General features: G+C 46.8%; 5 protein-coding genes. All 5 read left to right on the top strand.

Annotated elements, in window-relative coordinates; genetic code table 11:
- Positions 1-13: 13 nt before the first annotated feature.
- Genes BDD26_RS14220 through BDD26_RS20670 form a run of 5 tightly spaced genes read left to right on the top strand, consistent with a single transcriptional unit; the run spans position 14 to position 22,915 of the window.
- The gene (locus BDD26_RS14220; RefSeq protein ID WP_115826887.1) at positions 14-6,214 is read left to right on the top strand and encodes a non-ribosomal peptide synthetase; all 6,201 of its coding nucleotides are present in this window, start codon (positions 14-16) and stop codon (positions 6,212-6,214) included.
- Entirely contained in the window at positions 6,211-18,006 is an 11,796-nt protein-coding gene (locus BDD26_RS14215) for a non-ribosomal peptide synthetase/type I polyketide synthase (RefSeq protein WP_115826886.1), read from the top strand. The genes BDD26_RS14220 and BDD26_RS14215 overlap by 4 nt, the downstream gene beginning before the upstream one ends.
- Complete coding sequence (locus BDD26_RS14210; protein ID WP_115826885.1) at positions 18,003-19,112, top strand: Gfo/Idh/MocA family oxidoreductase; 1,110 nt, start codon at positions 18,003-18,005, stop codon at positions 19,110-19,112. The genes BDD26_RS14215 and BDD26_RS14210 overlap by 4 nt, the downstream gene beginning before the upstream one ends.
- Positions 19,113-19,151: 39 nt before the next feature.
- On the top strand, positions 19,152-19,928 hold the full coding sequence (locus BDD26_RS14205; RefSeq protein ID WP_051502398.1) for a thioesterase II family protein: 777 nt from the start codon (positions 19,152-19,154) through the stop codon (positions 19,926-19,928).
- A complete protein-coding gene (locus tag BDD26_RS20670; protein ID WP_115827567.1) occupies positions 19,928-22,915 on the top strand; it encodes a salicylate synthase in 2,988 nt (995 codons plus the stop codon). Before BDD26_RS14205 ends, BDD26_RS20670 begins: the two co-directional genes overlap by 1 nt.
- Positions 22,916-23,036: the final 121 nt, after the last annotated feature.

Here is a 23,036-nt window from a genome sequence, read left to right as displayed (position 1 = left end):
ATAGGATCTCTTCATGCACATGGACCTTCCCTCCCCAGATTCACTGCGCCAGCTTATTTCTGGTCTGTTTAACCAAAAAAATAATTTGGTGGGTGATAACGACGATTTAATTCGCAACGGACTGGATTCAATGCAAATAATGGCATTGTTAAACCAATTCAGACGTCAAGGATATCGCGTTACTCTGCGTGAGCTTTACCAGAATCCAACACTACATACCTGGAGCCAGCTTCTGCAACGCCATGCACCGGTCTCTCAAACTGTCTCTCAAGATACAACGCCACTGCCACAGATCGCAGATGCTGGTCCATTCCCATTAACGGCAGTACAACACGCTTATTTTGTTGGACGTTCACCGGAACAAACATTAGGAGGAGTTGGTTGCCATTTGTATCACGAATTTGATGGTATTGGGCTGGAGCCTGAACAATTGGAGGCAGCTATTCATGCTCTGATTCAGCGGCATCCCATGTTGCGTGTACAGTTTTTGCCAGATGGCCGCCAACAAGGAATGGCTAATGCTTACTGGCAAAAATTAACCGTTCACGATCTGCGTAACCTGACAGCCAATGAACAGCAACAAGCGCTGACTAACATACGTGAACAATTAAGCCATCGGGTATTACAGGTTGAAAAAGGAGAAACTTTCGATATTCAACTTAGCCTGTTCGGTGATAATCAGCATCGTCTGCATGCGAATATCGATTTGCTGATCATGGATGCCGCCAGTTTCAGCCTGTTCTTTACTGAACTGGCAGCATTGATTGCCAAACGTAACTTGCCATCTATATCCCCTGACTATGATTTTTGCAGTTATCTGACGCAATATCAGGCTCAATTTAAGCAAGCCAGACAAGAAGCCGAGGCATTCTGGCGCAGCCGGTTAGATACCTTACCACTTGCGCCTCAGCTTCCTCTGGCCAAAGATCCTGCCCTAATAAAAAATGTCCGGATCCAGCGCAGACATTTCTGTTTAGCGCCTGAGCATTGGGAACATTTTAAATACCTCGCGCAGCAAAATGGGGTGACACCAACCATGGCATTGGCAACCGCATTTGCTGCTTTATTGTGTCGCTGGAGCAGCACAACACAGGCTAAGGCAACTCAAGATAGCACCACGCACTTATTATTTAACCTGACGCTATTTGACAGAGCTCCGCTGCACCCTGCGGTTGATAACATCTTGGCAGACTTTACCAACATTCTACTGTTGGATATTCCCGGTGATAATTTACCGTTCTGCCAACTGGCTCAGAATGCACAAGCAACGTTTGCTGAAGCATACGAACATCGTCATTGGTCTGGTGTAGAAGTGCTGCGTGAACTTAAGAGACGCGGTAACCACCCACACGGTGCGCCAATTGTGTTCACCAGCAATTTAGGCCGGCCTTTATATGGTGAGAATACCCGCGATGTTCTGGGAAAACCAGGTTGGGGCATCTCACAGACACCACAGGTATGGTTAGATTTTGTTGCTTTTGAACATGAAAGCACACTAAACATTCAGTGGGACAGTAATGATGAACTCTTCCCTGACGGCTTGATGGATACTTTATTCACTGTCTATCAAGGGATTATTGAGAACCTGACGGAAAACGCCGCGCAGTGGAGTGAGAAACTCCCGGACTTGATGCCTGAGTCACAATACCATCTACGACGTCAAATCAACAACACAGTTGAACCGCTACCAAACGCCTTGTTGCATGAAGGTGTGTTTAATCAAGCAGAGCATACCCCCCATGCTGTTGCGTTAGTGACCCATCATAATGAAAAAATCAGTTATGGCGAACTCAGTCTGGCAGCCCGCCGATTAGCAACCGTACTGCAAAAAATGTCGGTTATGCCGGGAGATCGAGTTGCTGTCAGCATGGAAAAAGACATCGGGCAAATCGTTGCTGTATTAGCCATCCTTTATGTTGGAGGTGTTTACGTTCCAGTTCCGGTGGATCAGCCATTAAACCGACGTCGTGCTATCTGCGAAAGTGCTGGCATCACTATCGTTGTCATTAATCCTAAACAACAACATCCAGATTGGTCACAAAATATATGCTGTATTTCCTGGCACCAAGATGACCAACTATTACCTTTAACCCACATGGCTAAGCGTGCCGTAACCGATCCGGCTTATATCATTTATACCTCCGGCTCAACGGGCATACCGAAAGGTGTCGTTATCAGTCACCAAAGTGCACTGAATACCTGTCTGGACATCAACCGTCGTCATCAGGTTCAAAGTCGTGATCGATTGCTGGCACTCTCCGCACTGCATTTCGACCTCTCCGTTTACGACATTTTTGGCATTCTCAGTGCCGGAGGAACACTGGTACTCATTAATGAAGCACAACGCCGCGATCCATCAACTTGGGAAATGTTGATCGAGCAACACAATATTACGTTGTGGAACAGTGTACCGGCACTGTTTGATATGTTGCTGACCTATTGTGAAGGAATGGAAGTTGATGCACCGAAAACGCTTCGAACCGTGATGCTATCCGGAGATTGGATCGGCTTATCACTGCCTGAACGTTACCGTGCATTCAATCCTGCTGGTGTACTCAGTGCCATGGGAGGTGCAACGGAAGCAGCTATCTGGTCAAATGAATATATCGTCAAAGAAGTGGATGCACAGTGGCGTTCGATTCCTTATGGTTATCCCCTGGCTAACCAGCGTTATCGTGTCGTGGGTGAAGATGGCCAAGATTGTCCTGACTGGGTTGTCGGTGAACTTTGGATTGGTGGAGCCGGTATCGCACTAGGCTATTTTAATGATGAAGAACGCACTACCGCCCAATTCGTCATCGATCAGGAAGAACGCTGGTATCGAACTGGTGATCTGGGTTGTTATCATCCCGAAGGCTGGCTGGAATTTATGGGACGCCGCGACAGTCAGGTCAAAATTGGGGGATATCGCATTGAGCTAGGAGAGATTGATGCTGCCCTCAATCAAGTAACCGGTATTCGTAAAGGCGTTGCTTTAACCAGTGGCGAAAAAGAAAAATCGCTGGTGGCGTTCCTTGAACTGGAAGGCGATACCTTATACCAACGCATAAATCGTGCCTCACAGTTACCGACAACTTACCGTGATCTGTTTCCTGCAATGCAGGCCATTATCGATAAAACAGATACAACTGATGGCAACAGTGAACCTCAAGTTGCAACATTTTTGCTGGAACATCTGTCTCGTTACGGTATTACGTTTACTTCCCCCCAATCTCTCGCCGATTGTCTGAAAGATTACCAGCCCCGATCAGAATATCATGGTTGGTTTGCCCGTATGCTGGCATATCTTTGCCAATGCAATCTATTGATTGAATCTGCACATCACGTATATCAGACTGGATTATTATCCTCAACATTCCATAACGAAGCTGAAGCAGGATATATCCCTGAGCGCTGGCATTCTACACTGCGTAGTATTCTGACCGGACAACAAACCGCAGTTACATTGCTTGATGATCCACAGTTCGCACCGGAACAACAGCTCTTTATACTGCCCGAAACTCAACAATGGTTAGCAGGTTTAAAACAAGTTATCGTTGCTCTTTCCCAACGGTTACAACGCCCTGTCACCGTGATGGAGTTCGATGCCCGAAGTGGTCTCTGTGCTCAATGGCTGGCAGAACAAATTACTGATCAACATCTGTCCTATATCGGCTTTGAACGTTCTCAGGCACTTATTAACCAGATGCAAACTCGGTTAAGTACCCACACTCATGTATCAATAAAACGCTGGCCTGAGCAAGTTCCTGAGTCACTACAGCATCAGGCAGATATTATCTTACTAAACAATGTATTACACCGTGAAGAAAATCCGACAAACTGTATCAAGGCGTTGATGCCTTTGGCACAACCCGGGGCGTTAGTATTGGCCATAGAGTTGCATCACGCTTCATCTATCTCTCTGATTACCACTGAGTTGCTCTCACCTCACGGTATTCAGCTACGCTCTGCATCACAATGGTTATCTCTTCTGCCACTACAGACAGAAACTCCAATTACCCTTGGCAACCTTAATGTGTTATTGATGCAAGCAAGTGACAACGTCTCCATACCTGATCGGGAAAAAATTAAATCAGTATTGGCACAATATTTGCCGGGATATATGATCCCACAACGCTTGCATGTTATTCCTCATCTGCCCCTTACACCTAACGGTAAAATCGACCGTAACGCTCTGGCACAAGGCTTACTGTCCACCACAAAAACCGAAACCGGGCTGCACCAGAATGACATGATTCTGTTGAATGCAGAGGAGCAAACGGTTGCTACCATTTGGCAACGTTTGTTGAATACTGATCAGCCAGGTCGTAACAGCGACTTTTTCCAACTTGGTGGTGATAGCCTTTTAGCTACACGTCTGATCGGTGAACTGGCACAACAAGGCTTGAAAGGTGAACTGAGTCACCTTTTCCGTAACCCGCAATTAGCGGCATTCACCACGACACTTTCTCCTCTACCGGCTCCTCTGTCTGACATTTCATTAAAGACATATTCGATATCAAAAGAGCAAGATGAGGATAAATATCAACCTTTCCCACTGACCGAAGTTCAACAGGCTTATCTGGTTGGACGTCACCCTGGTTTTACCCTGAGTGGTGTTGGCGCACATTTCTTTATCGAATACCGGATAGAACAACTGGATGTTCAACGCCTGGACCGAGTATTAAATCGCCTGATCCAGCGTCATCCGGTACTTAGAACGGTGGTTATTAATGGGCAACAGCAAATATTGAAAGATGTCCCTCTCTTCTCAGTTAAACAGCACCAATTCACTGATATTTCTGAGGCGGATACATTACGCGAACGTTTGTCACATCAGGTATTAGATGCCGGACACTGGCCAGTGTTCGACTTCCAACTTGCGCAAGACAGCAGCCCTGTCTGCCGATTATTTGTCAGTCTGGATAATCTGCTATTAGATGGATTGAGCATGCAGATATTGCTGGCTGAATTAGAACAGCTATATCTCAACGAACAACAAGAATTGCCACCACTGAACATCACATTCCGAGATTGTGTGTTACGCCAGCAACAAATACCAGTGCATCAGAGTTCGTTGCAATATTGGCAAGAGCAAGTGAAAACTTTACCACTGGCACCACAATTACCAGTGCGTATTGCACCGGAAAGTGTGCAATCCCCTCGTTTTGTACGCTACAGTGATCGGTTATCTGCACATGACTGGAAACAGTTGAAGCAACATGCTGCCCCACATCAGATAACACCTTCTGCCCTCTTGATTGCAGCTTATGCAGCTGTTCTCTCTGCATTCAGCACCAGAGCGGAGTTAACACTTAATCTTACCCTGTTCGATCGTCCACACTGGCATGAGGACATTAATCATATTCTGGGTGATTTCACCTCACTGTCACTTCTCGCCTGGCATCCGGAGAAAAACTGGTTATCAAGTGCACGGCGGTTACAACAACAGTTATGGCAGGATCTGGATCACCGCCATATTTCGGCGATCAGAGTGATGCGTGAGCTGGCACAAAATCGTGGCCCGGATGCAGCCACCATGCCTGTTGTTTTCACCAGTGCATTAGGAACTCATGAAGGGCAATTCCTTTCACGTTCATCATGGATGAAACCCGTTTGGGGTATATCGCAAACGCCACAAATCTGGCTGGATCATCAGGTTTACGAATCTGACGATGAACTTTGCCTGAACTGGGATGCGGTCGAAGAGTTATTTGAACCACATCAGTTGCAAACCATGTTTAACAGCTACATAGCACTATTACGTACCCTCGCAGCACAGCCAGAGAGCTGGCATTCAGCGTTGGAACAACTGATGCCACGCCAGCAATGCATGATGGTTGCAGATAATGCAGTCAAAGATAACTGGGTTGAAGATAACGCAACCGTTGTTATTGCATCATCACGTTCGGAAGGATGCGATCCGCAGATATGCAGTGAAATTCAACGCCTGTTTTTATCGGTAACCAGCCATTCCATCAATGTTCAACAGAACTTTTTTGATGCCGGAGCCAATTCGCTACAGCTAATTCAATTGCACGGCAAATTACAACATGCAGGTTTTCACCATCTTGCTGTCACTGATTTATTCGCTTATCCAACACCAGAAGCGCTCAGCTTGCGTTGCCGAAAAGATACGCCAGACAGAAATCAATCGTCGATTGCTCTTCGTCAGCATCAACAGCAAAAGCGTCTGCAGCAACGGGAAAAACGTCATAAAGGAGCTGCACAATGACTGATTTAACGCCTCACTACGATAATTGTGATCCCATCGCAGTGATTGGCCTTGCCTGCCGTTTTCCACAGGCACCAGATAGCGCTACTTTCTGGCATAACCTGCAACAAGGGATTGAGTGTACTACCACTCTCTCCCGCCAAACATTATTGGATGCAGGTATTCCACCTGAAGTCATTGAGAGTGAAAACTTTGTCAATCAGGCAGCGATATTAGAGGATGCGGAACAATTTGACGCCACACTGTTTGGCTATTCGCGTCAGGAAGCAGAAATGCTCGATCCTCAGCAACGCCTGTTTCTGCAAACAGCCTGGCATGCCCTTGAACATGCCGGCTATTCGCCACGTAATGTACGCTTGAAAACAGGCGTTTTCGCCAGTAGCCGAGTCAGCACCTGGCCTTCATGGTCACAATTCACTATGACCGATATTGGCAAAGTGAAAGGACTACAGGCGCTAATGAGCAACGATAAAGATTATCTTGCAACGCGTACCGCCTATAAATTAAATCTGAAAGGTCCCGCACTGACAGTACAAACAGCCTGTTCAAGTTCACTGGTGGCCGTGCATATGGCTTGCGAAAACCTGCGTTCAGGGGAATGTGATATGGCGCTGGCCGGCGGTGTGGCAGTTTCTTTCCCACAAGAAAGCGGTTACTTGTATCAACCGGGAATGATCTTTTCACCTGATGGGCATTGCCGTCCCTTTGATAGTCAGGCAAACGGCACTTACGGCGGCAATGGCGTTGGGATTGTTACGCTGAAACGTCTGAGCGATGCGTTACGCGATGGCGATCTTATCATGGCGGTGTTGCGTGGCAGTGCCATTAATAACGACGGCAATGAGAAAGTTGGTTTTACTGCCCCTTCGGTTAATGGTCAGCGCAGTGTGATTACCGAAGCATTACAACTGGCCGATGTCAGCATTGATGATGTCGGAATGATTGAAGCACATGGCACAGGTACACCACTTGGCGATCCAATAGAAGTTGATGCGTTACGCAGCATATTCTCCGAACGTAGTGCGGCTGTACCGCCTTGTCACCTTGGTTCAGTGAAAAGCAACATCGGCCATCTCGATACTGCCGCGGGTATTGCCAGTTTGATTAAAACGGTTCTGTCAGTCTGGCATGGTTACATTCCTCCGACTATCAATGTACAGCACCCCAATCCGGCATTGCGGCTGGAAGAAAGCCCATTCAGGCTGGCAATACAAGGACAACGTTGGACACAAGAATTGCGTACTGCGGGCGTTTCTTCATTCGGTATTGGCGGCACCAATTGCCATATCGTAGTGCAATCATTGCCAGAAGAATTACAACGTCACCGTGTCAATGATTCGCAAGCCCAGGCACAAAGCACACCTTTGTTGCTCTCCGCAGCTTCTGAATCTTCACTGCGTCAATTGGCACAACGTTACGCAACTTTACTTGCCTCAAAAAATCATGCCGATTTGGCCTGGACGGCCTTACAGGGGCGCGATCTTTCATTCCCCTGGCGTTTAGCGTTGACACTAACACCACAAAATACAGCAAAAAATGCCGCAAGCTTATCCGCCTTTGAGAACCATAGCCCAACACCGGATATTTTTAGTGGACAAGTCAAGGGTGAAAGCAAACAACTGTGGCAATTCAGCGGTCAGGGATGTCAATGGTCTGGCATGGGAAAAGCAATGTATGCCAGCTCTCCTGTTTTTTCTGCTATGTTGGATCGTTGTTGTGCCGCCTGTACCTCTGAGTTGGCTCTGCCATTAAAAACAGTGATGTTCGGAGAGCATTATGCCGCATTAACTAGCACTGAATATGCACAACCAGCTATTGTAGCGCATCAGATTGCGCTGGCAGCACATTGGCAAGCACTAGGCTTAAAGCCGGATTACGTATTGGGACACTCCGTTGGCGAATTCGCCGCTGCTGTTGTTGCCGGGATTTTCACGCCGGAGCAAGTGATGCCGATGGTCGCGGTACGGGGCAAATTGATGCAAAAATGTGCCCAAGGGGGCGCAATGTTGGCAGTTTTTGCCAACGAAGAAGATATTCTTCCCTTTACGCATACACTGGCATTGGATCTGGCGGTTTGCAATGGTCCACAACACTGGGTTTGGGCGGGTACAGAAACAGAAATTGACACATTGACACAACGTCTCGAACAGCAGCAGATCCGTTGCCAGCGCCTTAAAGTTGCCTGCGCAGCACACTCAGCCATGCTTGAGCCAATTCTGGAAGAATTTTCTCAGCGTTTTTCCCTGTATAACAACAAGCTACATCCTGTATCGGGAGAAATTCCGTTAATTTCTACCCTGACAGCAGATATTGCAACTACCGAGCAATTAGGTTCACCAGACTACTGGCGTCACCATATGCGTCAGACGGTGCGTTACTATCAAGCGATTGAGTTTGCCCGTCAACAAGGTGTAGCATTATTCGTAGAATTTGGTGCTGATTCACAGTTAACAGGGATCGGGCGACGCGTCAGTTTGCCACATGAAACCTGGGTTGCCAGTGCACATCGTCAAGGCACTCCAGAGACAGCTCAGCAAACAGCACTAATGCAACTCTACTGTGCCGGTGCACATCTTGACTGGCCGCGTCTCTTTCCGTTTACCGGGACAAAATGTCATGCTCCGCTCTATCCATTTGATAAACAGCATTATAGCTTCGCTACAACCAGCACTGTGCAACACAATTTTGTACAACATTCGGTCAATACTAATACTGGGCTTGATATTAATTCCCTGCTCAATCCTGCCATTGAGCAAAACGCCAATGCAGCAATACTTCGAGCGCTGTATACCGATGCACTGGTTTATCAATGCCATGGGCACAAGACTGAACAAGGTTTCAGTGCCATTGACACGATTCGGGCTGGCCGACTGCAACCTTGCTGGCGCCCTTTGCTGGAACAACTATTGAACCATTGTGTTCAGCAAGGCTATTACCAAGAAGTTGTCGGGCTAACAGTCAGCAAAATGTATCGCCCTCACCGTGCTCTGCCATATGCCAAGCGCCGCTTATTGGAGGCAAATTTACTCACCGATTTCCCTGCATTGATCTATGTTGGCGAACGTTTATTCGCATTCATGAGTGACAGGGCCGACCTACCTCGCCAATTGGCGACAACGCCGATGACGACAAAATCATGGCTTCCTGTACCACAGCCATGCCCTGATACTCACTATGTTCTGCATTGGCGCACCATAACTACTGTAGATAAGCCAAGATCTTCAACGACGTATGCTCTTCGTTCATCAACAGCGAGTGACACAATTGCTCAAGATTGGCGTCAGGCAGGCATAAATTTACAGCCGGAAAGCGGAAATACATTATTACTGCTCCAGGGTGATGATGTCGTTGAATTGTGTGATCAGGTTATTAGCGAATTACAACGTGATAAAACGACATCCTTAACGGTTATAACTTGCTGTGCTCAACCTGAAAGCACCTTATCAAAAGAGGATATCAATCCCGCTCAATACGCTGTCTGGGCACTGTTGCGTGTCGCGGTTGAAGAGTATCCCCATCGCCATATTCAGGCGGTTGATATCGCCGATATCAATGATACTGATGCTTTGTTATTAGCACTCAGTTATCTGAATGAACAACATCGCTGGCTGAAAGTACGCGGAAATCAAGTGACTGTCCCTGTTTTACAGCGTCAGCCACTTGTGCTATCGCAGCAACCAATGTCGATTCCCCATCAGGGTTGGCACATCGTTGCTGGCGGTATGGGGGGGATCGGGCAAATTTCTATCCGTTGGTTGCTGGCCCAAGGCGCTCGTAAGGTTGCTGTGTTTGCCCGCCGCAAACAAGAGGACTGGGATGCTTTTGTTCATGAGTTGTCACTGAGTGGCGAATGCGAAATACGCTGGATTAACGTTGATGTCACTGACAAATCAACTTTGTTAAATGCCGTGCAATCACTGGCACAAGAAGATAGGATTGCTGGCGCGATTCATGCTGCCGGTATTGCTGATCACACTCCTCTGGCAAAACTTGAGCGTCAACATCTGTCGCAGATGTTATGCGTAAAAGCACAGAGCGCGTTAACGTTACAAACAGTACTTCAGCAACATAAAGCACAATATCTGCTGCTTCATGCTTCCGCTGCTTCAATGCTAGGTGCTCAGGGACAAAGCGCTTATGCCATCACCAATGCTTGTCTGGAATCTTTAGCACTGACCGCAACCGATACATTGATGGTAAAAACGTTAGTTTGGGGTGTCTGGGGTGGCATTGGCATGGCCAGCGATCGGCGATTAGTGGAAAAACTAGCGCAAGATGGCATGTTACCATTCAGTGTCAATGAGGGAATCTGGCATCTCAATCAATCTCTGCGTACCGCTTCTCCTTGCTATCTGGCAATGCGGTTAGATGAGCGTCATCCTGACATTTTGCGGCGTTTGCAGACTGACACGGCCCATGCCGTTACAACACCGACATCTGCACCCTCTACTGATAACGCACTCTATCAGGATAGTAAACAGCGGCTTCATTGGCTACGTCAGCATGTTGCAATATTATTGCGCTTAGAACAGCCTGAACATCTGGAGCCACAACAAGATCTATTGCAATTTGGTTTGGATTCCCTACTGTTCCTTGAACTAAATACGGTGATCCACCAGCAATTTGGTTTCAGATTAACCGCTGAATTGGCCTATCAGAATATGACACTGGAGGGGCTTAATACGATTATTGGCGACGCATTGCCTGAACAAGCCTCTGTATCAGCTCAGCCTGAGATCATTATTGACAGTACCCAACACCATGAACCATTTCCTCTGACGCCAATTCAGCACGCTTACTGGGTTGGCCGTACTCAGGCCATTGATTTTGGTGGTGTGGCGTGTCACGTCCTGTTTGAATGGGATCTGGTACTAAACAGCTTTGATATCCTACGTTTTGAAAAGGCATGGAATGCCTTAATTCAGCGTCATGGCATGTTGCGCATGATTGTTGATGAAGAGGGACAACAGAGAATTCTGTCTGAAACGCCCTGGTATGTTTTATCACAGGGTGATTTGCGAACGCTGAACGATACAGCCTGTGAACAAGCTTTGGCTCAGCGTCGTCATACTCTTTCTTATCAAGTGCCGCCTGCGGAACAGTGGCCACTGTTTGAAGTCTCTGTTTCCCTGCTGCCGAATGCGCGCTGCCGCTTACATATGAACTTGGATCTGTTGCAGTTTGACGTACAGAGTTTCCGGATCATGATGGACGATCTACAACGAGCTTATCATCAGCAACAACCACTGGCTCCACAAACATTTACTTTCCGCGACTATGTGATGGCAGAACAAGCACAACGTGAAAGTAAAGAGTGGCGCGCATCATGGGCATACTGGCAGGAACAATTGCTTTCACTGCCTCCAGCGCCAAGATTACCGTTGAACCCACAATTACCTCAGCGTAACCAGCCACAATTCACGACTTATGAAGGTCGGTTGGCACAATCTGACTGGCAAACACTTAAACAAAGCTGGAAAAAATGGGGGGTCACACCTTCCGCGGGTCTGCTAACACTGTTTGCTCATACGCTTGAATGGTACAGCCGTCATCCGCTATTTACTCTCAACCTGACATTTTTTAACCGCCAGCCTTTCCATTCAGAGGTTCAAGAGCTGATTGGTGATTTTACCTCCGTCATGCTGATGGATTTTGATTTACGTAAAACCACCTCCCTGCGTACCAGCATGGAAAAAACTCAGGCCCTGTTCTGGCAACGGCTGAGTCATAGTCATGTCAATGGGGTTGAAGTACTGCGGGAATTGGCTCGCCAGCAATCGGGTGAAGCCCAAAGCCGGCAACCTCTGACGCCAGTTGTTTTCACCAGTATGTTGGGAATGGCACAAGAAGGTGTTGCAATAAAACAATCCATCACTCAATTATTGGGTGATCCGGTCTTTGTGCTGAGCCAAACGCCACAAGTCTGGCTGGATCATCAGGTTATGGAAGTGGATGGTAATCTGCTGTTTAACTGGTATTGCATGGACGATGTACTGGAAACGGGGGTCATTGAAGCACTATTTGCTGCCTATAACGCATTGTTAGTACAAGTTGTACAAATTTGCCACCAGCCTGAATGTCTGGAGCATTATGATCTTCATACGCCACCTGTCGGTCATACTCGTTATGACTTCTGGCCACAACACCCTGCATTGCATCAGGCCGAACAATATCTGCGTTCTCAACCTGAAATACGGTTAGCAGAAATCCAGCCACGTCAGGACGATACTCAGAGTTATAATTTATGGCTGGTAGCAGAAGATAATTTGTCATTATCGTTGCCAGAACCACTGGTAATAAACACCGAAGTCTTACCACTGCCGACATTAACGGAACAACAAGTATTTGAACTCTCTTGGCAACATATTGAGCAACAAGCGTTATTGGGTATAGGCCAGACCTTACTACGCCATAACCTGTTCACCTCTTCACAACAATGTCACTCCCGTGAAGAGATTGAACAATGTTTACAACTGGCACCACGGTATCAACGCCTGCTTACCCAATGGCTAGGATTATTAAGCAAGCAAGGATTTATGGAAAAAATCGCTGGTGGATACCGTTGTCTGCAACCGCTCAGCCAGATCCCTGCTCCTACAGCAAAACTGGATGATGCGGTGTGGTGCCAAACCATCAGCCGTTATGTTGCAACCTGCATTGACCAACATAACACCCTGCTTGCCGGATATGGCAATGCACTGGAACTGCTATTTGCCGATAAACAAACTACAGCCAGCCTTTACAGCGAAAACCCTGCATTACGTTGCCTGAATCAGGCTGCCGCTGAAATTGTCCGACAATTGAGCCAGACATCTGAACATTTCACTGTGCTGGAAGTCGGCGCAGGAACAGGCGCCACATCAAAAAAAGTGCTTAAACAGAATTCTCAATCCATTGAAAGTTACCACTTTACTGATGTTTCACCGTTATTTTTGGATGATGCCCGCCAGTCACTTAATCACTATGGCGAAACCGTAAAATTTGCCCTGTTCGACATTAATCAGCATATTGATTTTAGTCAACATCCTGAATCTGGTTATGACCTGATTATAGCGGTTAACGTCTTACATGATGCCATCCATCTAAAGAATACCCTGAAACGTCTGTCCCGGTTACTAAAAGCCGGTGGGTGGCTGCTGATTATTGAATCCACCAAACGCGAAAGTGCTATGCAACTCGCCAGTGTCGGATTTATTGAAGGTATTAATGCCTGGGCCGATGATCGCGGTGATGATCAAGGTAATAGCGCACTGCTGGAACTTGCGGACTGGCGTAAATGTCTGGAGAAATCCGGTTATCGTGTTTCACTGGAATGGCCGGGACAAGATGGGCCAGAACTGTATCAGCAATTGATTCTGGCGCGATCCGAACAGCAGGCACGACTGAATGTTGTTGAAATAGCAGTACAATTTTCTGCCTTGCCTTACCCATTGCATATTCAACAACAAGAGCAGTTACCATTGGCAGCATTACCAACAATGGCCGCGAAAAATAACATGGCACACTCGGTCAGCGGGGAAGCTGGACAACCGGAAACAGCAGATGCTCAGCTTTATGATATTGAACAGCAAGTCATTGATCTCTGGAACTCACTACTTCCGCAAACAATTCAACGTCACAGTGATTTTTTCCAAAGTGGCGGCGATAGCTTGATTGCTACCCGCATGGTGGTGCAACTACGTCGCCAGGGTTATGAACAAGCCAATCTGCAACAACTGTTTGAACACCCTAAATTGAGTGAATTTTGCCGTACCCTGCGGGTTATTGAGACAAATTCAACAACACTGGTTACACCACATCAAACAGAACCAGCATCAGAGCAGATTCTGCCACTCACTGCTCTGCAATATGCTTATTGGTTGGGAGAGAGCCAACTGTTTCAGTTTGGCAATGGTATTGCCCACTTCTATGCTGAGCTGACTATTGACGGGCTTGATCTGCCTCGTTTTACTGCCGCGTGGAACCGTGTGATAAACCATCATGGGCAATTACGCGGTTATGTAAAAGAGGGACAATATCATATTCTGCCAGCAGTGCCCTGCTATACGCCGACAGTCATTGATTGTCGTGACATGCCACAAGAGGAGTGCGAGACACAACTGAATAACGCCCGTAACACTCTGCGTACTCAAGGCGTTCCTAGCGATAACTGGCCGTTATTTGATTTAACGCTGTACCATACCGATGACCGGACACATTTATTACACCTGACTATTGACCTACTGGTGGCAGATGGCAAAAGTCTGACCTTAATCTTGCGTGATTTACACCACTGGTATCAGGAACCTGACTGGCAACCAGAGCCGCCGGCAGCGACAATTGCTGACTATATTCAGGCACTGGAGAATGAGAAAGCCGAAACAACCTGGCAACAAAGCCGCCAATATTGGCTTGATCGTTTACCTTCACTGCCAGACGCCCCGATGTTACCACTGAAAGATCACCAGTCACAGCAACTTGATCAACAGTGCCTGACAGGATATATCAGCCCACAACAATGGCAATGTTTGCAACAACGTGCAGCAGAGCACCGCATATCACCGTCCCAAGTGATGCTTACGCTATTTGCCCATACTTTGTCAGTATGGAGCAACAGCGAGCATTTCACTATCAATGTCCTGCATGGCAATCGCCTGTTAATGCCACAACATTGCGATATGCTGGTCGGCAATTTGTCCACCACCTCATTGTTGGAAGTCGATTTACGCAATATCTCCGGATTTAGCGATGCTGCAAACCGGATTCAAAAACAATGGATAGCTGATCTTCAACACGCACTGTTTGACGGGCAATTGGTACTCAGGGAGAAAAATCAGCATCGCCACAACCTGAATGCCGGTATGCCAATCGTATTCAACGATACAACCGGTACTGCGGGTAAAGCGCCATCAGGATTAGGAACACTCAATCTTTTTGGTGCGCAAACACCTCATGTTTATCTTGACTGTATGCTAATTTCCGGTGCAGAAGGTGGTGTCACCATACAATGGGCGATCTTGCCGCAACTGTTCCAGCCTCAAGTAGCAGAAAACATGTTTGCTCACTATCAGGCCGGTATCGCTACCCTGCTTGAACCAGACTACCTATGGAGTACTCCGCTTCCTGACTGGTTCCCGACGCATGATCGCGCTTTGTGCCAGAATAGTAATGCGACAACAAGTGATTTTCCGCCACATACTCTTTGCTCGTTGATTGAACAGGCAGTAAATCGTTATCCACAACATATCGCCGTTGTCGATGCCTGCTGTCAGTTAGACTATCGCACTTTGTGGTCACAAAGCCTGACACTGGCGGCTCATCTGCAAGCACAAGAAAATCAGACTTCACCTCTGGTTGGTGTGGTGATGGAAAAAGGCCGGGAACAGGTTATTGCAGTTATTGCAATTTTATTAGCAGGACGTGCTTATCTGCCTATTGATGCCAGCTATCCGCAACAACGGATTCATCAGCTATTAGCATCAGGGGAAGTTGATACTGTATTGACTCAAACTAAGTTCGCTCAACAGTTGAACTGGCCCGACAATGTCCAGATCATCCCTCTGGATAAAACACTACTCAACAAGTTGCCAGCCACCAGCAAACCAAGTTTATCCGTACACCCTGAAGATCTGGCTTATGTTATCTTCACCTCCGGTTCTACCGGAACACCAAAAGGCGTAATGATTGATCATCAAGGTGCGGTCAATACTATTCTCGATATTAACCAGCGCATTGCACTCAATGAGCACGATAGCGTATTGGCAATTTCAGAGTTAACCTTCGATCTCTCCGTTTATGACCTGTTCGGCACGCTAAGTTGTGGGGCAAAACTGGTAATGCCTGCTGCGGGTGACAATAGGCAGCCGGACAAATTATTAGCATGGTTACAACAAGAATCGGTGACTGTCTGGAACTCCGTTCCCGCATTTGTGCAACTGCTTGAGGAATATGCCCGTAGCTATCCCCATTCCCTACACAACCTGCGTTGGGTATTGATGAGTGGTGACTGGATACCAATCAATTTGCCGGCCAAATTACATACGCTTCACCCTGAGTTAAACCTCCTTAGTTTAGGAGGTGCAACTGAAGCATCAATCTGGTCTATTACCTATCCTATTGTACAAGTCGATCCAGACTGGCGCAGCATTCCATATGGTAAGCCTCTGGCTAATCAGACTTTCCATGTGCTTAATACAGTGCTTTCACCCTGTCCTGTCTGGGTAACCGGTGAATTGTATATTGGTGGACAAGGTCTGGCACTGGGTTATTGGGCCGATGCTGAAAAAACGAAACATGCTTTTATCACACATCCTCAAACAGGTGAGCGGCTTTACCGTACGGGTGATTTGGGGCGCTGGCTACCAGACGGGAATATCGAATTTCTGGGGCGCAATGATCACCAGATTAAAATCCGTGGCTACCGAATTGAGTTAGGCGAAATTGAGCACCGTTTATGCGAACATCCTGCGATACAACAAGCGTTAGTATTTGCTCATACAACGTCAACCGGCGCATTGCAACTGGTTGCGGGCTTACGTTTAACTGACAACGCGCCGCTATCTACCGAACTTTTACCAATACTGCCTCACTGGTTACAGCAAACCTTACCTATTTGGATGTGTCCGCAGCGATTTATTATTCTCGATACGATACCTGTATCCGACAACGGTAAAATCGACAGACACACGTTGGTTACTCTGGTTGAAGAAGCGCAAGAAGTTAATTCAATACCATCGGCGGTGACTCTTAACTCGACAGGACAAGCGGTATTAAGCCTTTGGGAATCAGTATTAGAGCAACAAGGTATCAACGTGCATGAGAGTTTCTTTACTCTTGGAGGAGATTCTCTGGCAGCAGTACGGTTAATGGTGAAAATCAACCAGACCTTCAATCGCCAATATCCGCTCAGCCTGCTGCAAACTTACGATACAGTACATTCATTGGCTGAATTTATTGAACATCAACCGGAAAATACCTGCCAAGGGGTAATCTTAAACGAGGGAAGCACTGAAAAACCTGCTTTATTTATCGTCCATCCTATTGGCGGGCATCTGCTGGGATATCGTCATCTGGCAGCTAATTTCGGCGATCAGCGCCTGATTGGGTTAGCATTTTCCCCAGATAACCTGAATACCGATAGCCCTGCCGTTGCAGCGTTGGCGGCTGATTATATCAATCAAATCCGTATCTTCCAGCCTAAAGGGCCTTATGCACTGGCAGGTTGGTCTTTTGGCGGATTGGTGGCCTATGAAATGGCGCATCAATTACGCGCTACGGGTGAAAACGTTTCTCATTGCATCCTGATCGATAGTTGCGCTCCAAACGTACGCCCTGATCTGATTTTGGATGATGCATTCTGCCACCGTCATTTCCTGCTTGATTTACAGGGACAATTCCCAGATCTGGCGCTGGATAATCGCACGATAGCGGCCAATACCGGGACATTCCTGCAAACTCTGCATGAGGCCCTGCCACAATCTGCACAGATTGACAGCTCGCTGCTGACTGAACTCTACACCGTGTGGCGCCATAATCTGCGTGCATTACTTGATTACTGCCCACCACGGACTTCACAGACTTTCGCCCTTATCCGGGCTGCGCAGGCGTTACCTGATTTTATGGATTATCTCGATCCAACAACAATCACCTCAATGGCGCTCGGCTGGCAAGTTTTCGGGCCTGTCAACGTGACACAACTTGATGGTAATCACTACAGCTTATTCCAACACAAACATGTCAGCTCTTTGGTTATTTGTCTGAAAAACATCCTGAATTCAGCCCTAACTATTGAGCCTGTTAAGGAGAACATATGATAAAGCCACGGCGGGTTCTAATTGTCGGTGCCAAATTTGGCGAACTGTACCTTAATGCATTCCTGCAACCTCGGCCAGATCTGGAGCTGGCCGGTATTCTGGCACAAGGAAGCCTTCGCTCGCAGCAACTGGCTCGTGATTTCAATGTGCCGTTATTTCGTTCATTGGATGAATTACCGGACGACATTGATATTGCCTGTGTCGTCATACGCGCAGAAGTGATTGGTGGCAAAGGTGATCAATTAACCCAAGCATTATTGGCACGGGGTATTTCTGTTATTCAGGAACACCCCCTTGATGCAGAAACCATCAAACGGCACCAATCAGCCGCTGAAAAGCAAGGGGTTATATTTTGGGTAAATAGCTTTTACAGCCAATGCCATGCCGGCAGAAGTTGGTTACATGCAGCACATCAAATTAGCCGCTTATCACAGCAACGTCCGATAAATGGCTACCTGACAACCAGCCGTCAGTTACTGTTTTCGGCCCTCGACCTGTTGCTACAAGCCTGCCATTGCCCGGAACAGATAGAGATAGCCTATGTGGGCCAACGGAGTAATGCATTTCATTGTTTTGAATTGTGTTTGGCAGGGACGACCATAGCGTTAGACGTTCAATCCTATCTCGATCCAAAAGATCCCGATATGCACAATCTTGTCATGCACAAGATGACGCTGGTCTGGCCTGCGGGTTATCTGACGCAAGAAGCCAGTTACGGGCCGGTGATTTGGACACCCGTTCTTCATGCCCCAAATCATCTGAATAATAATCAGAGTCTCTATCTGACTGCCAGTCAACCGAATGGTGCTTATCAACACCAAACAACATCGCAAATTCTTTGCCCGGCAACCAAAGACTGGATAACGGCATTTGAATGTGATGGTGCTGAAGGTGCGGCATTTCTGCTCAATACATTAAGTTCTGTATTGAATGGCGCACTCTGTCCTCCAGCTTTTAGTGACGAATATCAACGACGGTTGGCAGGCTTGTGGCAACAAATTCTGCGCATGATGGGAGAGCCTGTTACTCAGGATTTACAGCCTCCAGTCTGGATTGATCCGGCTCAATTGATGCTGACTACTGATGCTAATGATGATGTTAATTAAGGAAGAATACTGATGAAGTGGGTACTCCCTGCACATCCGATGATTCGCCCGTGCCTGACACCTCGTGACGAACCCAAATACATTCTATTAATCTGCCCCTTTGCTGGGGGCAGCAGCAGTGCATTTCGCCAATGGACTACTCTGGAAGATCCAGATATTGCCGTTTCGCTGGTGACTTATCCCGGTCGTGACAGCCGTATGAATGAACGTGCAGTCACCAGCATTGCCTCATTAGCGCAATCACTTTCTGATCTGCTCGTATCGCTAACACCTGCCCAGAGAAAAAACCTGATACTGATCGGTCACAGTATGGGAGCTCAAGTCGCTTTTGAAACTTGCCAACGCCTTGAACAACATAATTGCTCTCCTAAAGCACTGGTACTTTCGGGGTGTCATGCTCCCCATCTTCAATCCCGCCGTCAATTGAGTGGATTACCTGATCATGAATTCATTGAACAACTCATTGATATTGGCGGTTGCAGCCCGATGTTACGCGAAGATCCCGGATTGCTGGCGCTGTTCTTACCTATGCTACGTGCTGATTTCTGGGCTACGGAACATTATCACCAGGCTATTCAATCTGGCTCAATAAAACTGCAAACACCAACCTTGTTGCTTTATGGCAACGAAGACAAAGAGGCCTCCGCTCTGGAAGTTCAGCAGTGGCATCACTGGCTTGCCGGTGACAAACAAAACCTTTCGCATTGCTGCCAGGAGATTGTCGGCAATCATTTTTATGTCACGCAAAAACCTCAACGTTTTATTCGTCACATTACACAATTTATGCAATATGTTTATCCACAGGAGTTCGCATGATGGCATCTTATTCAATCCCAGGAAGAAATTTTACTATAACTCCAGACTATCTTTGGAATGGCAAAACCATAGACCAACAGCTTACCGGATGGTCGAAAACCTGGGGGAATAAAACAGCGCTGATCTATCAAGAACAACATCTGACTTACCATGAACTCCATCAACTTGCGGAAAGGCTGGCAAGTGGATTATCTCAGCGGGGAATACGTCGTGGTGACAACGTCATGGTACAATTGCCTAACTGCATCTCCTTTGTTGTCACCTGTTTTGCTCTGTTCAGATTAGGTGCTCATCCAGTATTATTAATGCCGACACAACGGGCTCATGATGTTCATGCACTTTGCCAGATTGCCCGTCCGGTGGCTTACGTTATCCCTGATTGTATTTATGGTTTTGATTACCGAGAAATGGCACGGCAAGTGGCAGCATCTTGCCCTGAAATGAAACATATTATTGTTGATGGTGAAGCCGAGGAATTTACTGCTTTATCCTCCATTGATGGTGAACCACTCGATATCTCTGTCCCTGGCTCATGTTACGGTGATATTGCCATACTCCTACTTTCTGGGGGAACAACAGGTACACCGAAATTAATTCCACGTACTCACGATGCCTATACTTATGACTTTGTGCTGTCAGCTCGCTTATGCACAATCAATACCGAAAGCGTTTATTTAGCGGTATTGCCCGTTGCACATAATTTCACCTTAGGCAGCCCCGGTATTCTGGGCACATTTTCTCAGGGAGGATGTGTCCTCTTAAGTGATACCGCCAGTTGCGAAGAAGTCATGCCATTGATTGAACAACATAAGGTGACACATGTTGCGTTAGTTCCGGCGCTTGCCCGACTCTGGGAACAGGCTCGTGACTGGGAACAAAGCGATCTTTCCTCCCTGCGTTGTTTACAAGTCGGTGGAGGCAGACTTACACCAGAACTGGCAAAACAGGTGATGACACGCCTTGGGCCTTTGCAACAGGTATTTGGCACCGCGGAAGGATTACTTTGCTATACCCGACTGGATGATCCTTATGAGGTCATTATTAACACCCAAGGTCGTCCATTATCAGAAGAAGATGAGATCAAAATTGTTGACGCTAATCTGCAATCTGTTCCCTCCGGTGAAGTAGGCGAACTGATTACACGAGGCCCTTACACTATTACGGGATACTACCGCGCTGATCAACATAATACCATCGCCTTCACCACTGACGGATTCTATCGTACCGGCGATCTGGTTCGTATGAGATCAGATGGCAACCTGATCGTTGAGGGACGCATTAAAGAGCAGATCAACCGCAGTGGAGAGAAAATTTCAACGCAAGAAGTTGAAACATTACTGCTGCAACATCCAAATATTGATGACGCAGTTATCATCGCTGTTCCTGATGAACTCTTGGGTGAACGAATTTGCGCTTGCATACCAAAGAGTATCAACCAACCGGAACCTACACAGATACAGGCATTTTTACATCAGAAAGGCGTTCAGCGCCATAAGATCCCTGATCAATGGTTGTTTGTGGCGTATTGGCCATTAACCACAGTGGGAAAAATAGACAAACGTCAGTTGGTACAGATGGCACAAACAGAACATACAGAGCAAACAAAACAAGCAGAAGAAAATAATAGTCCAATACAGCAATATCATGAACACACTATCGCTATTACCAGCACTCCATTAGATCTGGTCACTCATTTACTTGCAGATCTTACAGATAATAATACACAACCTTGTACACTCTATGAGATCAACGGTGAATGGTCATTGGGGATTGGCTGTGCAGCCACTATAAGTGCAAATGCATCTGGACAACTAATTGATTCAAAGGGCAATCGACATCCATACGATATCAGTACGTTAAGCCAAAAACTTGAGCAGGTTCTCAATGACCTTTCTATCAAAGACTGGCGTGCTTATGGCAGAGCATTATTTGAGTTTTCTCATATGACATACGGGATACCATTAGCTCCATCATTAGAACAGCAAGAAGCATTAATAAAAATCACTGTTCCACAGCATGAATTACGCATAATTCAAGGGCAAGTTCTGATACGAACACTTGAAGAAAACCAGCTCACTATATTAAGCGAAAAAATCAGACAAGCTGATCAAGCCGGTACACCAACTTTCCCATATACAAAAGAGCTGGAAATTATCAATACAGCAGACGCAGCAAAGAATTATCAAGATAACGTAGCCAATGCAGTTGAAGATATTGTCACAGGACACTACCAAAAAGTGATCCTCTCACGCAAAGTTCAGCTTGGTTCAAATGTGGATATAACACACAGTTACTGGTTAGGCCGTCAGGCTAACACCCCTGCCCGCTCTTTCTTCTTACGGGATGAAGAATTTTCTGCTTACGGTTTCAGCCCAGAAACCGTGGTTGAGGCAGATGGTTCTGGTTGGGTTAATAGCCAACCATTAGCAGGCACCAGAGCATTGACACATGACAAGATACAAGATCAAAAGCTGCGCGCAGATTTACTTTCTGATCCGAAAGAAATCGCTGAGCACGCGGTGTCAGCCAAACTCGCATTAGAAGAATTGGCCCCGATTTGTCAGGCAAACACGCTTTGTGTATCAGAATTTATGGTTATTCGTGAACGTGGTTCGGTACAACATTTGGCATCACGGGTAAAAGGATTACTGCAAACAGGCAAAAATCGTTGGGATGCATTCATTGCCTTATTCCCGGCAGTAACCGCTTCAGGGATTCCGAAAAAACCTTCTTTACAAGCTATTTCACATTATGAAGGTGAACCTCGTCGGCTTTATAGTGGTTGTGTCATGTTATTGGATAGCTCAGGTAAATTAGACGCAGCACTGGTATTACGTTCTCTTTATCAACATAAAGAACACTGTTGGCTACAGGCTGGTGCCGGACTGGTCAGAGATTCAAAACCAGGAAGAGAATGGCAGGAAACCTGCGAAAAACTTGAGTGCATTATTAAATATGTCCGCCCTTATTCTGACAAAAAAGACTGAGAGTCTATTGAAGTAAGCCACAACGCTATAGTAACAATCCCTCCGGGAAAGCCAGAGTTATGTCTGGTTTTCCCAAAATCAATATTGACTTTCGGTAAGGAATGACAGCTGTTGCTCCTTG

It is taken from the genome of Xenorhabdus cabanillasii (genome assembly GCF_003386665.1).
In the GTDB taxonomy this organism is placed as follows: domain Bacteria; phylum Pseudomonadota; class Gammaproteobacteria; order Enterobacterales; family Enterobacteriaceae; genus Xenorhabdus; species Xenorhabdus cabanillasii.
The sequence above is the reverse complement of the archived record's forward strand: the minus strand, read 5'-3'. Positions and strand labels throughout refer to the sequence as shown.